This is a genomic window from Microbacterium sp. W1-4-2 (assembly GCF_058349885.2).
This window is the reverse complement of record NZ_JBYRJC020000001.1, coordinates 381,935-396,077: the sequence shown is the minus strand read 5'-3', so window position 1 is coordinate 396,077 and position 14,143 is coordinate 381,935. Positions and strand designations below refer to the sequence as shown.

The 14,143-nt window shown below is 71.8% G+C and carries 14 protein-coding genes; 4 read left to right on the top strand and 10 right to left on the bottom strand.

Annotated features, from left to right (window positions below; genetic code table 11):
• Positions 1-3: 3 nt before the first annotated feature.
• The 6 genes from AC3RX0_RS01715 to AC3RX0_RS01690 all read right to left on the bottom strand — a co-directional run bounded on the left by AC3RX0_RS01715 (position 4) and on the right by AC3RX0_RS01690 (position 4,941).
• Positions 4-1,425 (bottom strand): LCP family protein, encoded by a 1,422-nt coding sequence (locus AC3RX0_RS01715; protein WP_491504215.1) that lies wholly within the window; start codon positions 1,423-1,425, stop codon positions 4-6.
• Positions 1,422-1,889: a 5-(carboxyamino)imidazole ribonucleotide mutase gene (gene purE, locus AC3RX0_RS01710; RefSeq protein WP_491505351.1), complete on the bottom strand. Its 468-nt coding sequence runs from the start codon at positions 1,887-1,889 to the stop codon at positions 1,422-1,424. Before purE ends, AC3RX0_RS01715 begins: the two co-directional genes overlap by 4 nt.
• A gap of 118 nt (positions 1,890-2,007) precedes the next feature.
• A complete protein-coding gene (locus tag AC3RX0_RS01705) occupies positions 2,008-3,144 on the bottom strand; it encodes a 5-(carboxyamino)imidazole ribonucleotide synthase (protein WP_491504214.1) in 1,137 nt (378 codons plus the stop codon).
• A gap of 54 nt (positions 3,145-3,198) precedes the next feature.
• A complete protein-coding gene (locus AC3RX0_RS01700; protein ID WP_491504213.1) occupies positions 3,199-3,753 on the bottom strand; it encodes a PH domain-containing protein in 555 nt (184 codons plus the stop codon).
• Positions 3,754-3,805: 52 nt separating this feature from the next.
• Positions 3,806-4,603 (bottom strand): biotin--[acetyl-CoA-carboxylase] ligase, encoded by a 798-nt coding sequence (locus AC3RX0_RS01695; RefSeq protein ID WP_491504212.1) that lies wholly within the window; start codon positions 4,601-4,603, stop codon positions 3,806-3,808.
• Positions 4,604-4,620: 17 nt separating this feature from the next.
• Entirely contained in the window at positions 4,621-4,941 is a 321-nt protein-coding gene (locus tag AC3RX0_RS01690) for a hypothetical protein (protein WP_491504211.1), read from the bottom strand.
• 101 nt (positions 4,942-5,042) lie between these two features.
• Here AC3RX0_RS01690 and AC3RX0_RS01685 point away from each other — a divergent pair, with 101 nt between their 5' ends.
• Positions 5,043-6,638 carry an acyl-CoA carboxylase subunit beta gene (locus tag AC3RX0_RS01685; protein ID WP_491504210.1) on the top strand — a complete coding sequence of 532 codons (1,596 nt, stop codon included), beginning with the start codon at positions 5,043-5,045 and terminating at the stop codon, positions 6,636-6,638.
• Entirely contained in the window at positions 6,635-6,874 is a 240-nt protein-coding gene (locus AC3RX0_RS01680; protein ID WP_491504209.1) for an acyl-CoA carboxylase subunit epsilon, read from the top strand. Before AC3RX0_RS01685 ends, AC3RX0_RS01680 begins: the two co-directional genes overlap by 4 nt.
• A 241-nt stretch (positions 6,875-7,115) precedes the next feature.
• Here AC3RX0_RS01680 and AC3RX0_RS01675 read toward each other — a convergent pair whose 3' ends face one another.
• The 4 genes from AC3RX0_RS01675 to AC3RX0_RS01660 are packed head-to-tail and all read right to left on the bottom strand — an operon-like array spanning position 7,116 to position 11,402.
• Positions 7,116-8,180: a hypothetical protein gene (locus tag AC3RX0_RS01675; protein WP_491504208.1), complete on the bottom strand. Its 1,065-nt coding sequence runs from the start codon at positions 8,178-8,180 to the stop codon at positions 7,116-7,118.
• Positions 8,177-9,430, bottom strand: coding sequence for an ATP-binding protein (locus tag AC3RX0_RS01670; protein WP_491504207.1), 1,254 nt, complete (start codon positions 9,428-9,430; stop codon positions 8,177-8,179). Before AC3RX0_RS01670 ends, AC3RX0_RS01675 begins: the two co-directional genes overlap by 4 nt.
• Positions 9,420-10,082, bottom strand: a complete 663-nt coding sequence (locus AC3RX0_RS01665; RefSeq protein WP_491504206.1) for a response regulator transcription factor — start codon at positions 10,080-10,082, stop codon at positions 9,420-9,422. The genes AC3RX0_RS01670 and AC3RX0_RS01665 overlap by 11 nt, the downstream gene beginning before the upstream one ends.
• Positions 10,083-10,091: 9 nt before the next feature.
• Positions 10,092-11,402, bottom strand: coding sequence for a class I SAM-dependent RNA methyltransferase (locus tag AC3RX0_RS01660; protein WP_491505350.1), 1,311 nt, complete (start codon positions 11,400-11,402; stop codon positions 10,092-10,094).
• A 193-nt stretch (positions 11,403-11,595) separates the two neighbouring features.
• On the opposite strand from AC3RX0_RS01660, the gene AC3RX0_RS01655 reads away from it, so the two are divergent.
• Positions 11,596-12,240 (top strand): Maf family protein, encoded by a 645-nt coding sequence (locus AC3RX0_RS01655; RefSeq protein WP_491505349.1) that lies wholly within the window; start codon positions 11,596-11,598, stop codon positions 12,238-12,240.
• 78 nt (positions 12,241-12,318) lie between these two features.
• Entirely contained in the window at positions 12,319-14,085 is a 1,767-nt protein-coding gene (locus AC3RX0_RS01650; RefSeq protein WP_491504205.1) for an acetyl/propionyl/methylcrotonyl-CoA carboxylase subunit alpha, read from the top strand.
• Positions 14,086-14,143 lie beyond the last annotated feature (58 nt).

Below are 14,143 nucleotides of genomic sequence, written 5' to 3'. Positions count from 1 at the left end.
GGCTCATCCCTTCCCCGTCGAAGACGACGGCGACGGCGACGGCGGATGCAGCGCCTTGTGCACGAGATCGTGCACGTAGCCGATGTCGGGGGTGAACTGGTCGACGTCGTTCGCGGGCGTCAGCTCGATCGTGGTGACCTTCTGCCCCTTCGACTTGATGCCGAGGTCGGCGAAGTACCCGAGCATCGAGCGCGGGATGTCGGTCTTCACGAGGTGCTCGCCGGCCTTGGCGATCTCTTCGAACCGGCTGAGCACGGTCGTCGGGGTGAACTGCTTCAGGATGGCCTCCTGCAGCTGGCGCTGGCGCTTCATACGGTCCCAGTCGCTGGTCGTCTTGCGCGAACGGGCGTACCACTGGGCGGTCGTGCCGTCCATGTGCTGGCGGCCCTTCTCGATCCAGCCCGTGGCCCACTTGTCCACCGGCTCGCCGGGATACTTCGGCCCGCCGCCCTCGGGCAGCCGCTCGGTCACCGTGATGTCCACGCCGCCGAGCGCGTCGACGAGCGAGGCGAACCCGGCCATGTCGATGAAGGCGTAATAGGGGATGTCGATCCCGAGCAGGCCCTCCGCGGCATCCTTCGTCGCCTCGACCCCCGGCGTCGACCCCTCTTTCACCGCGTCGGGGTAGATCTTGGCGCCGTCGCGGCACACGTCCAGCTCGGTGTTGAGCTGGTTGATCGCGGAGGTCCATCCGCAGGTGGGCGAGCCGTGACCCTCGTGCAGGTCCGGATACAGCTTGCGCATGGGACTGTTCTTCGAGAACGGGAAGCCCTCGAGGTCGCGCGGGATGCCGGTGATGACCACTTTTCCGGTGTCGGCGTTGACCGACACGACCGAGATCGAGTCGAATCGCATCGAGTCGCGGCCCTTTCCGCTGTCGGCGCCCAGCAGCAGGATGTTGTAGTACCCGTCGGAGGGAGGGACGGATGCCGCGGACGCGCCGAAGATCGTCCCCAGGGCGTTGCGGGCCGCGTCGGTCTTGCTCACCGCGGCGCCTGCGGTGGTGCCGGCGACCACGAGCAGCGCGACCGACAGCAGGGCGATTCCGTACCGGGCGCGTGGGCCGGTCTTGACCAGCCGCACCGCCCGCAGGGTGTCGATCGTGAGAATGATCCACAGCACGACATAGGCCACCAGCAGCGCCTCGACCGCGATCAGCGCGACCGGGTTCGACGCGATGGTGAGGAAGACGATGCGCCACATCAGCGCCGAGACCACGGTGGCGATCACGAGCAGCCACATGATCAGCGTCGCCACGATCCCGACATGGCCGAGGCGGCGGTTGCCCGCAAGCACCTGCGCCGAGCCGGGGAACAGGAAGTTGGCGATCACCAGCCACCAGCCGCGCCGCGACATCAGCTGCGACGACCCCGCGTCGGGGTGTCGCAGCGGGCGCTCCTGGACGAGCGCGGCCGACGCGCTCACAGGGAGTCCTTCAGCCGCCGGTTCTTCTGCTCGACCTGGGCCTCGAGCTCGCGCGCGTACGCCTCGACGCGATCGGCGATCGCGGGGTCGCCCGCGCCGAGGATGCGCGCGGCCAGCAACCCGGCGTTCTTGGCGCCGCCGATCGAGACGGTCGCGACGGGGATCCCGGCGGGCATCTGCACGATGCTCAGCAGCGAGTCCATGCCGTCGAGAGTGGCCAGGGGCACCGGGACGCCGATGACCGGAAGGGCGGTGACGGACGCGAGCATGCCGGGCAGGTGCGCGGCGCCGCCGGCGCCGGCGATGATGACCTTCAGGCCCCGCGCGCGGGCGGTGCGCCCGTAGGTCACGAGCTTGTCGGGCGTGCGGTGCGCCGAGACCACCTCGACCTCGTGCGCGACGCCGAAATCGGTGAGCGCCTGCGAGGCGTCGCTCATCACGCGCCAGTCGGAGTCCGAGCCCATGACGACGCCGACGACGGGCGCCAGAGAGGAGTGAAGCGGTCCAGTCACTCGTCAAGGCTAGGCCGCATGCCTGGAAAACCCCGCAACGGCGCGGTTTCGACCACCGTGCTTCTGGGCGTCAGCCTTCGAAGAAGGATGCCGCCGCGTGCGCGTCATACGCGACGTCGTCGAGGTCGTCGCCGACGACATTGACGTGGCCGACCTTGCGGCCCGGACGCGGCGCCTTGCCGTACGTGTGCACCTTCGCGTCCGGATGGGCGGCCATGACGGCGGCGAAACGGTCCTCGATCGAGCCGTCACGCGGTCCGCCCAGGATGTTGACCATGACCGACCAGCGCCGGCGGGGCGAGGCATCCCCCAGCGGAAGATCGAGCACGGCGCGCAGGTGCTGCTCGAACTGGCCGGTGACTGCACCGTCCTGCGACCAGTGGCCTGAGTTGTGCGGGCGCATCGCCAGCTCGTTGACGAGGATGCGGTCGTCGATGGTCTCGAACAGCTCGACGGCGAGCATCCCGGTCACCCCGAGGCCCTCGGCGATGCCGATGCCGACCTCGGCGGCCGCGTTCGCGAGGCGGTCGCTCACGTGCGGGGCCGGCGCGATCACCTCGGCGCACACGCCGTCGCGCTGCACGGTCTCGACGACGGGATAGGCGCGCACCTGCCCGGACGGGCGGCGCGCGACCTGCTGCGACAGCTCGCGGCGGAAGTCGACGAGCTCCTCCACGAGCAGCTCGCCGCCGTGCGCGTCCTCGGCGAGGGCGGCGAACCAGTCGTCGGCCTCGGCGGCCGCCCGGACGACTCGGACACCCTTGCCGTCGTAGCCGCCGCGCGGCGTCTTCACCACGGCGCGGCCGCCGTGATCGTCGAGGAACGCCTGCAGGCCCGCGGCGTCGGACACGGCGGCCCAGTCCGGCTGCGGAATACCGAGCTCGTCGAGCCGGGCGCGCATGCGCAGCTTGTCCTGTGCGTACTGCAGCGCATCGGGGCCGGGGTGCACGGCGACGCCCGCGTCTACGAGGGCTCGCAGCACCGGCTGCGGCACGTGCTCGTGGTCGAATGTGACGACATCGACGCCGCGGGCGAACGCGAGCACCGTCTCGGCGTCGCGATAGTCGCCCACCGCCACGGTCGCGAGGCGCGCCGACATGCCCTCCTCTTCGGCGAGCACGCTCAGTTCGACGCCCAGCTCGACGGCCGGGGCGATCATCATCCGCGCCAGCTGGCCACCGCCCACAACTCCGACTCGCAGGGACATCCCGCTCCTTCCGTCCCCCCTATTGTCGCGTACCGACGCCGCCGTGCACGGCGGTCACTGCGGCGGAGCGCTGAGCGGGATCGACGAGGCGTCGCGGTGAGCGAGGATCTGGTTCACCTCGACCTGGTCGACGATGGCCTCGTGCACGAGCGCGATGCTCGGGATGTCGGTGAGCTTCAGCGGCGCGTCGACGCCGTCGGAGAGGGTGAGCGTGCCCGCCCCCCACATCCGCTGCACGATGCCGCGACGCATCTCGATCGTGTAGCCGCGCACGTGCGACAGCTCGCGACGGTGCACCCGCACGACCCCGCGCCGCTCGATGATGCGACGCGTGGTGAGCGTGTACGCGTGGCTCCACCACGTGGCGAACGGGACCACCACCAGCAGCAGCACGACGATGGCGGCCGCTGTCAGGAGCATCCAGTTCTGCAGCGGGGCCGGAAGATTGTCCCAGAGGTAGCCGGTCGCGCCGGCGACCGCGATCAGCACGAGCGCCGACCAGGTCAGCCGGCGCGCGTGCCCGCGGAAGCGCGCGATGCGCAACTCGGGGGTGGGGGCACCGGCGGCCGGGGTGAACGGCCGCCCTCCGATGCCCGTCGGCTGGCTCATATCTCCATTGTGGCGGCCGATGCCGACAATCGGCCGCAGACCCGGCGGGGACTCAGTCCGCCGGGCGCACGTGCACGACGTCGCCGGCCGACACGGCCGTCTCGACGGCGCCGGCGACGACGACCAGCCGGCCGTCCCGGTCGAGCCGCTGCGCGCGTCCGGCGAGCAGCGAGCCGTCCGGCAGCGATACCCGCACGTGTGCGCCGAGCGTGCTGCACAGCGCCTCGATCTCGCCGTGCACGCCCGCCTTGCCGGCGTCGCCGTGCGCGGTGGCCAGCGCCGTCAGCTGCTCGTCGAGGGCCACGAGGTAGTCGGCGAGCAGACCGTCCTCGTCGACGGTGCGTCCGATCGCGGCGAACGACGTCGCCGTCGGCACCGGCAGGTCGGCGGGCCGCATGCGCGTGTTGATCCCCGAGCCGATCACGATCGCATGCGGCTCGCCGGCCACCGCGACGGCGAGGATGCCGCAGATCTTGCCGCCGTCGACGAGCACGTCGTTCGGCCATTTCAGGGTCGCGCTGTGCGCCGTGCCGCGCAGCTGCGCCCCGATCGCCCGGGTCATCGCGGCCCCGGCGATCAGCGGCACCCAGCCGCGGGCGGCGATCGGGACACCGGGGATCCGCACCACGACCGACACCGCCAGGGCCGAGCCGGGCGGCGTGGTCCAGGTGCGGTCCAGCCGCCCGCGTCCGGCGGTCTGGTCGGTGGTCAGCAGCGCGCTCAGGTGCGGCCAGCCCGCCGGATCCGCGGCCGCCGCGGCCGCGGCATCCGCGTTCGTCGACCCGGTGGAGGCCACGACCTCGATGCGCGGGCTGACCGCGCCCGCACGCGGATACGCGTCACTGTGCATGCGATCACCCTACGGCGCTAGACGTAGCCCCCGGTGCCGCCCGTGCGCTGCAGGTCCCATGCCCGGCGCAGCGCCGCGCGGATCGCGTCGGCGTCGCCGGTCAGCATCGCCTGCACCTTCTGGTGCGCCGCGTAGCGAGGCGGGATGCCGAAGGTGCCGGGATGCCGGGTCACGAGCTCGTCGCGATCCTCGAACGCGCAGCGGACCATGAGCTCGTCGCCGGCGACCAGCCGCGCGACGATGCGGTCGTCGACGTACCAGGCCGGCACATCGCGGGTCCCCTTGCGCTTGCAGCCCGGCAGCGCCCCGAGGAACTCGGCCACCTCGTCCGGCGTCATGCCGGTCACGATACGCCGGATGCGGCCTGGCGCGAATCGACAGGGGATGCCGCGACCCGTTGTGTCCTGTCTCTCACGGATCGCGCTCACCCGTCGTTAGGGTGGTATGCGTGACGGAACCGGATCTCTCCACCACCGCCGGCAAGATCGCCGACCTGCGCGCCCGCTATCACGAGGCGGTGGTCGACGCCGAGACCGCCGCGCAGACCAAGCAGCACGCCAAGAACAAGCTCACCGCGCGCGAGCGCATCGGGCTGCTGCTCGACACGGGCTCGTTCAGCGAGATGGACGAGTACGTCCGCCACCGCACGACGGCGTTCGGCATGGACAGGTCCCGGCCGTACGGCGACTCCGTCGTCACGGGCGTCGGCACCATCCACGGGCGCACGGTCGCGGTGTACGCGCAGGACTTCTCGACGTTCGGCGGGTCGCTGGGCGAGGTGGCCGGCGAGAAGATCATCAAGGTGATGGAGCTCGCGCTGCGCGCCGGGATGCCGATCATCGGGATCCTCGATTCGGGCGGCGCCCGCATCCAGGAGGGGGTGGTGGCGCTCGGCAAGTACGGCGAGATCTTCCGCCTGAACACCGCCGCCTCGGGGGTCATCCCGCAGATCTCGATCATCATGGGCCCCGCCGCCGGCGGCGCCGTCTACTCCCCCGCCCTGACCGACTTCGTCGTCATGGTCGACAAGACGAGCCAGATGTTCGTCACCGGCCCAGACGTCATCAAGACCGTGACCGGCGAGGACGTGGGCATGGAGGAGCTGGGCGGCGCGTACACGCACAACACCCGTTCGGGCGTCGCGCACTACCTCGCCGAGGACGAGGACGACGCGCTCGACTACGTGCGGACGCTGCTGAGCTTCCTTCCCGACAACAACATGTCGGAGCTGCCGGTGTACGAGAGCGGGTTCGAGTGGGAGACCACCGACTCCGACCGGGTGCTGAACACGATCATCCCGGACTCGCCGAACCAGCCCTACGACATCCACCAGGTCATCCAGCACGTCATCGACGGCGGCGACTTCATCGAGATCCAGCCGCTGTTCGCCCCGAACATCGTCGTCGGGTTCGGGCGTGTCGAGGGCCGCACGGTGGGCATCATCGCCAACCAGCCGAACCAGATGGCCGGCACCCTGAACATCGAGGCGGGCGAGAAGGCCAGCCGGTTCGTGCGGTTCTGCGACGCGTTCAGCGTGCCGATCGTCACCCTCGTCGACGTGCCCGGCTACCTGCCCGGCACCGACCAGGAGTGGACCGGCGTGATCCGCCGCGGCGCGAAGCTGCTGTACGCCTACGCCGAGGCGACCGTGCCGCTGGTGACCGTCATCCTGCGCAAGGCCTACGGCGGCGCCTACATCGTCATGGGCTCCAAGCAGCTGGGCGCGGACGTCAACGCCGCCTGGCCCACGGCCGAGATCGCCGTGATGGGCGGTCAGGGCGCGGTGAACATCCTGTACCGCGGCGAGCTCAAGCGCGCCGAAGAGGCCGGCGAGGATGTCGCGGCCGTCCGCCAGCGGCTGGCCAACGAGTACACGTACAACGTGGCATCGCCGTTCCTGGCCGCCGAGCGCGGCGAGCTGGACGGCATCATCGAGCCCGCGCACACGCGCGTGTTCATCGCGAAGTCGCTGCGGGCGCTGCGCGGAAAGCGCGCGACGCAGCCGGCGAAGAAGCACGGTAACATCCCGCTATGACCCGGGGGGACGGCAACGCAGCGCCCGACGAGTCGCTGCGCATCGAGGTCGTGCGCGGCAACCCGACGGACGAGGAGCTCGCCGCCCTCATCGCGGTCGTCTCCGAGGAGTATGCGACGCAGGAGGCCGGAGCCACGGCGCACGACGCCCCCACCCGTTCGGTGTGGGAGGTCACGGCGCGGAGCCTGCGCGAACCCCTGCGCCGCGACATCGGCTGGGGCCGCTACGGCGGCTGACCGTCGATTGTCCCCCGAAATACCTACAGACATGGTTCGCCGGGGCATCGGATACTGGTTGTGCTGGAACGCTTCCGCGTTCGGCCGGCCCTCTCATCCAGGGTAGATGAGCAGCGGTCCGGCCACCGTGGGCGGTTTTCGGGTAACCGTCCCACAGGCGAGGGGCGGGCGGCTTCGCCGCCCCTCGCCCTTTCTCACGCCGGGGCACTTCTTCCAGCGCCACCAACGCCACGCCGTGGGGTCAGACCGGGCGGGCGATCTCGCGCCAAAGGTCCACGCTGTCCTCGTCCGACAGACCTGCGCCGGCGGCGGAGCGGCCGACGATCGTCACCGCGATCCGCGAATCGGTCGAGGCGCGGATGAACAGGTGGTCCGATCTCGCGTCGTGCACGGCCGCGGTCAGCTCGGCGCGGATCAGGGCCAGCTGCGCCTCGCTCAAGCCGTCCAGCCCGCCCTCATCGAGAACCGACACCGTCGTGCCACGGCGGCGCGCGGCATCCAGCTCGGCGCGCACGCCGTCGTCGAGCAGCCGTTCGCCGCGCAGTTCGTCGCGCAGCTGACCCTCGGCGATGCGCGCCTCCGCCCGCTCGCCGTCGTCGAGCGCGCCCGCCCGCTCGATCGTGCGCGACAGGATGGGTCCGGCCACCGCCAGTGCCCGCTGGACCTGGATGCGCCGCTCACGCTGCCGGCCCAGCTGGGCCGCGCGCCACGCCGACGCCGCGCGCTGCAGCTCGGCAAGCCGAGTCGTGTCGCGGGCCGCGCGGTCCATCGACAGCACGAGCAGCTGTGCGGCAAGCACCCACATGGTCGATCCGATCAGGCCGAGCGTCAGCGCCGGCAGCGCTCCCAGCCAGCCCATGGCGGCCGCGGCCAGCAGCACGATGCCGCTCCACGCGACCCACGGCCGGCGACGGACCATCACGATCGTCATCAGCAGCCCGATCGAGCCGATGTACCACGTTCCCGACACCGACATGCGTCCGTCCGGCGTCAGGGCGAGCACGGTCAGGCTCGGCACGACCGCTGCCGCCAGCAGCGCCAGCACGCACGCCCACACGGGCAGCCGCGAAGGTCCCCCCGAGCCCGCGGTCAGCAGCGTGATCTCCTCGTCGTCGGACACGGTCGACGGGGTCATCGGCCGCGCGTCGGCGAACATGCACAGCGCGGCGGCGACGACGTAGAGCGCGATCATGGCGATCACGAGCACCGGCCGGGCGGGGACGCCCTCGGCCCAGACCAGGCCCCGCGCCGCCAGGTACAGCGCGAACGCCGAGCCGAGTCCGGTCAGCAGAGTGCGAACGCTCATCCGATCGTCCCCTCCACCCATTCCAGGGTCACCTCGGTGCCGCCGGTCCCCGACTCGATCGTCGCCCGGCCGCCCACCGCGGCCATCCGCGCGACGATCGACGCGCTGATGCCGAGCCGATCGGCTGCGACGGCGGCCGGGTCGAACCCGGCGCCGCGGTCGCGCACCCGCACCGTCACCCGGTCGGGATCGGACTGCCCGGCGATCTCGACGCGCAGGCCGGCGGCATCCGCGTGCTGGATCGCGTTCGCGATCGCCTGGGCCGCCGCAAGGGCCAGGGCGCGGGCGACCACCCCCGGCACCCGCAGGTCGCCTGGATGCAGCTGCTCGACGCGCAGCGGATGACCGAGTTCGGCGGCGGCCGCCTCGATCGACTCCGCGATGCGCGCGCAGCCGACCGGCGTCTCGGACCCCATTCCCGCATCGCGCTCGGCGTTGGCCAGCCGGGTCAGCGCCTCGCGGGCCATGGTCGCCGCCAGCGTTCGCTCACGGGGGGTGTCGGCACGTCCGACCGCGATCAGTGCCGCCAGCACGCTGTCGTGCATGAGGGCGCCCACGTCGACGCGCTCCTGCTCGGTGGCGGCCACCGCCGCGGCGGCCGCGTACGACGTCACGGCGTTCGACCGGGCACGGTCGACCTTGATCGCCGCCGACCGGAACATCCAGCCCAGGGTGACCACGATGCCGCCGAAGATGAGCGCGAACGACACGTCCAGCAGGACCGACACCGTGAACGACGACTTCCACCCGCACTGGGCGAACCGCACGATTCCCCACAGCAGCGGGATCGCCACCGTGACCACGATCTGCGGGGTCAGCGGGAAAGCGATCACGGCCGCGGCCGTGCCCACGTTGATGAGGTAGAACAGCCAGGGCTCCGCCGACGGCGAGGACGGCAGCCCCGCCGCCGCGATCGGCCAGAGGACCATCGCCACGACGTACGCCACCACGAACAGGCCCGACAGCACCCGCTGTCCACGCCCTGCGACGCAGCCGGCGATCATGAACGCGAACGGGATGAACGCGATCATCTCCAGGGCGGGATGCCAGCCCGGCAGCTCGGCCGACCGATCGAGCGCGGCGACGAACCCCTGCGCGCCCAGCGCGAGGCAGCCGACCGCGATGACCAGGCCGATGATCCGCTCGACGCGCGTGCGGGTGAACGAGCCGAGCTGCGCGATGCTCTCCCGGGTCTGCGGCAGGCGCCCCTGGGCGGCCGCCAGGAGCGTCCGATCGCGATCAGGCGTCACCGGGATCCTCGATCGGGGTGAGGATTCCGTCCTCCACCGCGCGGCGCAGCAGGTCGACCTTCGTGGGCGCCGGGCGACCGACATCCACGTACTTCACCCGCACCCGCGTGATGTTCTCCTTCGCCGTCGAATACGCGATGCCCAGCCGGTCGGCGACGACCTTCAACGGCAGCCCCGCCGCATACAGCCGCAGCACCTCGCGCTCGCGCACCGACAGCTGCGCGTCGGCGAACGCACGGTCGCCGTCGACGGCGCTGGCCCATTCGACGTTGTTCAGGGGCTCGCCGCCGGCCACCGCGGCCACGGCAGCGATCACCTCGTCGATCGGCGACGCCTTGCTGATGATGCCGGCCGCGCCCGCGGCCAGCGCCTCGCGCACCGAGGCGGGGCGATCGGCCACGCTGTGGATGATGACGCTCGAGCCGTCGGCGGCCACACGGTGCACGTTCTCGGTCACCGTCGTGCCGTCGCCGAGAGTCAGATCAAGCACCACGACATCCGCCGGGGCCGCCCGGGTGCTGGCCCGCCACTCGAGATAGGCGGTCACCGAGCTGCCCGAGAACACGACATCCATCGTCCCGGTGCGACCGCACGCTGCTTCGAGGCCCAGGCGCACGGACTCGTGATCGTCGATCAGGGCTACCCGCGTCATGGGATCAGGCTAGCGTGAGGTGCGCGTGAGCGCCGTGACCGCCTCAACGTGGTGTGAATGCGGGAACATGTCGACGGCGGTGATCTCGGATGCCTCGTACCCGCCGGCACGGAACGTCTTCAGATCGCGGGCCAGGGCGACCGGGTCGCACGCGACATAGACGACGCGCTCGGGCCCGAGCGCGACGATCTCGTTGGTCACGGCGGCGCCGGCGCCCGAACGCGGCGGATCGAGCACGACCACGCCGCGGGCGAGCCGCTCGAGCTCGCGCGGCGAGGCGGTCTCGCGCAGCTGCGGCAGCCACCGGTCGACCCGCGCGGTCTCGGCCCGCGCGCCGACCCAATCGGCGAGGTTCTCGCCCGCGTGCTCGGTCGCGCGCGGGTCGGACTCGACGCTGACCATACGGGTCGCCGCCCCGCCGCGCGCGCCCAGAGCGGTGGCGAACAGCCCCACTCCCCCGTACAGGTCGAGATGGGTCGCGTCGGGGTCGAGGTCGGGCAGCACGGCCGTCACCAGGTCGGTGAGCGTCGCAGCGGCGCGGCGGTGCACCTGCCAGAAGCCGCCCGCGTCGACCCGGAACGCCCGGTCGCCGACGCGCTCGACGACGACCTCGCGGGCGGCGTCGGCGGCGTGCTTCGCACGCGATGCGACCGACTGCGCGGCTCGCCGTTCGCTCTCGGTGCGGCGTCGCCCGCGCGGGCGCGGCGCGCGCTCGGCCGGACGCGGGACGATGCGCACGCGCCCGTCGGCGGGCTGGACGAGGTCGATCCGCCCCGGGACCGTCGCATGCAGCGTCGCCGCGACCCGGTCGATCGCGGCGGTCGCCAGGGGCAGATCGTCGACCTCGATCACGTCGTGGCTGCGCGCGGCGAAGGGGCCGACCCGGCCCTGGTCGTCGACGTGCAGGCTCACCCGGGTGCGCCATCCCGTGCCGTCGCCGTCGTCGACGGGGACGAGGTGCGCGGGGACGTCCAGGCCGCCGATGCGCTGCAGCGCATCGCGCAGCACCTCGAGCTTGAGCTCGCGCTGGTGGGCGAGGTCGATGTGCCCGAAGTCGGCGCCGCCGGGGCGGTGCGCAGGGGCGACCTCGACGTCGGCGGCACGCCAGACGTGCGGGCGGCGGTGGGGCGAGGCATCCAGCACTTCGAGGGTCTCGCCCCGCCAGAACGACTTGTCGCCCGTCTGCGTGAGTCGCACGCGCACGCGCTCGCCCGGGATCGCGTCGGGCACGAACACGACGCGGCCCTCGTGGCGCCCGACGAACACCCCGCCGTGCGCGACGGAGGTGATTTCGAGATCGATCTGGTCGCCTGGCTGCATCATCCGAGCATTTCACACCCCGCGTGCGGCGGTGCCGCGCGGTCCGCCGTCCGGCGGAGACGCCGTCCCATACGGTCGCTGCACGGCGGTGAAGCGCGCTTCGGGACGCGATCTGCTCGGCGCGGCCGCGGAGTCGGGCGGCTTCGTCTCGCGCCGGCTCGCTCGGCGGCCGGGCGGGCCGTACGGTGGGGGGATGCGCGTGTGCCTGGCCTCGACGTCCCCCGCCCGACTGATGCTGCTGCGGCAGGCCGGCATCGATCCCGAGACGATGGCGCCCGACGTCGACGAAGAGGCGGTCATCGCCGCGGTCGAAGCCGCCGAGGGGCCACTCGCACCGGACGACTACGTGCTGCTGCTGGCGCGGCGCAAGGCAGCGGATGTCGCGGCCCGGCTCGCGGCGGAACAGCCCGATCTCGACGGCATCGTCATCGGCGGTGACTCGATGTTCGTGCTCGACGGCGAGATCCTCGGCAAGCCGTACACGCCCGAGGTCGCCACCGAGCGCTGGCACCGGATGCGCGGACGCACCGGCGTGCTGCACTCGGGGATGAGCGTGTTCCGCCTCGAGCCCGGGCGGTCGCCTGAAGAAGCGCATGCGGCGGCTGCGGCATCCGTCACCTTCGCCGCCGATCTCGACGACGCCGAGATCGGCGCCTACGTCGCCACCGGCGAGCCGCTGCACGTGGCCGGCGCCTTCACGATCGACAGCCTCGGCGGCCCGTTCATCGAGCGGGTCGACGGCGACCCCTCGACGGTGGTCGGGATGTCGCTGTCGACGCTGCGCCGACTGGTCCGCAGGCTCGGGCTGTCGTGGACGGATGTGTGGACGTCCTCGTAGATCCCTGCACATCAATTCACGGGTTTCTTGTGCGCTGCAGTCAAAACGGCACGAAATCGGCTGGGTAGGCTGAAGTCCATGCCTGAAATCGCCAAGGTGCTCATCGCGAACCGCGGCGAGATCGCCGTACGTGTCATCCGCGCGGCCAGAGACAGCGGCAAGGCCTCTGTCGCGGTGTACGCGGACCAGGACCGGGACGCGCTGCACGTCAAGCTCGCCGACGAGGCCTATGCCCTCGAAGGCGCCACGAGTGCCGAGACGTATCTGTCGATCGACAAGATCCTCTCGGTCGCACGCCGGTCGGGCGCCGACGCCGTGCACCCCGGCTACGGCTTCCTCGCCGAGAACGCCGACTTCGCACGCGCCGTCATCGGCGCGGGACTGATCTGGATCGGCCCCTCGCCCGAGGCGATCGAGGCCCTCGGCGACAAGGTGACCGCCCGTCATGTCGCCGAGAAGGTCGGCGCGCCGCTGGCCCCCGGAACCCGGGGCACCGTCTCGGGCGCCGACGAGGTCATCGCCTTCGCGCAGGAGCACGGGCTGCCCGTCGCGATCAAGGCCGCCTACGGCGGCGGCGGGCGCGGCCTGAAGGTCGCCCGCGACATGGACACGGTCGCCGAGCTGTTCGAGTCGGCGACCCGCGAGGCGGTCACCGCGTTCGGGCGCGGCGAGTGCTTCGTCGAGAAGTACCTCGACAAGCCGCGCCACGTCGAGACCCAGTGCCTGGCCGACAGCGCCGGCAACGTCGTCGTCGTCTCGACGCGGGACTGCTCGCTGCAGCGGCGCAACCAGAAGCTCGTCGAAGAGGCCCCGGCGCCGTTCCTGACCGACGCGCAGCGCGAAGTGCTGTACTCGTCGTCGAAGGCGATCCTGCGCGAGGTCGGCTACGTCGGCGCGGGCACGTGCGAATTCCTCATCGGCGCCGACGGCACCGTGTCGTTCCTCGAGGTGAACACCCGCCTGCAGGTCGAGCACCCGGTGTCCGAAGAAGTCACCGGCATCGACCTGGTGCGCGAGCAGTTCCGCATCGCCGAGGGCGGCACGCTCGACTACGACGACCCGGCCGCCGACGGGCACTCGTTCGAGTTCCGCATCAACGGCGAGGACCCGGGCCGCGGATTCCTGCCTCAGCCCGGTCCGATCAAGGTCTTCAAGACCTTCGGCGGCCCCGGCATCCGTCTCGACTCCGGCGTCACGGCGGGCGACGAGGTCAGTGGCGCGTTCGACTCGCTGCTGGCGAAGATCATCGTCACCGGGCGCACGCGCGCCGAGGCGCTCGATCGGGCCCGCCGGGCGCTGGACGAGTTCGAGGTCGGCGGCCTTCCCACGGTGCTGCCGTTCCACCGCAGAGTCGTGCGCGATCCGGCGTTCACCGCCGAGGACGGCGTGTTCGGCGTGTACACGCGGTGGATCGAGACCGAGTTCGACAACGACATCGCCCCGTGGGACGGCGAGCTGGGCGATCCCGAGCCCGCCGAGACCCGCCACACCGTGGTCGTCGAGGTCGCCGGCAAGCGCCTCGAAGTGAGCCTGCCCGACCGCATCGCCGCGGCCCCGGTCGCCGCCGGCCGCCCCGCGGTCGCGCCGCCCTCGCGGCGCTCGCACGCCACCACGGCGTCGGCCGGCGCTTCGGGCGACGCCGTGAAGTCGCCGATGCAGGCCACCGTCGTCAAGGTCGCCGTCGAAGAGGGGCAGCAGGTCGTCAAGGGCGATCTGGTCGTCGTGCTCGAAGCCATGAAGATGGAGCAGCCGATCCAGGCGCACAAGGACGGCGTGATCGGCGCGATCAATGCCACCGCGGGCACCACGGTCTCGGCCGGGCACCAGCTGTTGACGATCTCGTAAGGGTTCTCGGCGTCCAGCTGCTGCCGTGGCATCCCGGCGCTTCGGGGGCTCCGTCGGT

Excerpts from the sequence above, each read along its gene's own strand:
- purE (WP_491505351.1), bottom strand. The coding sequence starts at position 1,889 with ATGGGCTCGGACTCCGACTGGCGCGTGATGAGCGACGCCTCGCAGGCG.
- AC3RX0_RS01690 (WP_491504211.1), bottom strand. The coding sequence starts at position 4,941 with ATGACGCCGGACGAGGTGGCCGAGTTCCTCGGGGCGCTGCCGGGCTGC.
- AC3RX0_RS01680 (WP_491504209.1), top strand. The coding sequence starts at position 6,635 with ATGACCCGGGGGGACGGCAACGCAGCGCCCGACGAGTCGCTGCGCATC.
- AC3RX0_RS01695 (WP_491504212.1), bottom strand. The coding sequence starts at position 4,603 with ATGCACAGTGACGCGTATCCGCGTGCGGGCGCGGTCAGCCCGCGCATC.
- AC3RX0_RS01675 (WP_491504208.1), bottom strand. The coding sequence starts at position 8,180 with ATGAGCGTTCGCACTCTGCTGACCGGACTCGGCTCGGCGTTCGCGCTG.
- AC3RX0_RS01655 (WP_491505349.1), top strand. The coding sequence starts at position 11,596 with ATGCGCGTGTGCCTGGCCTCGACGTCCCCCGCCCGACTGATGCTGCTG.
- AC3RX0_RS01660 (WP_491505350.1), bottom strand. The coding sequence starts at position 11,402 with ATGCAGCCAGGCGACCAGATCGATCTCGAAATCACCTCCGTCGCGCAC.
- AC3RX0_RS01705 (WP_491504214.1), bottom strand. The coding sequence starts at position 3,144 with ATGTCCCTGCGAGTCGGAGTTGTGGGCGGTGGCCAGCTGGCGCGGATG.
- AC3RX0_RS01700 (WP_491504213.1), bottom strand. The coding sequence starts at position 3,753 with ATGAGCCAGCCGACGGGCATCGGAGGGCGGCCGTTCACCCCGGCCGCC.
- AC3RX0_RS01665 (WP_491504206.1), bottom strand. The coding sequence starts at position 10,082 with ATGACGCGGGTAGCCCTGATCGACGATCACGAGTCCGTGCGCCTGGGC.
- AC3RX0_RS01650 (WP_491504205.1), top strand. The coding sequence starts at position 12,319 with ATGCCTGAAATCGCCAAGGTGCTCATCGCGAACCGCGGCGAGATCGCC.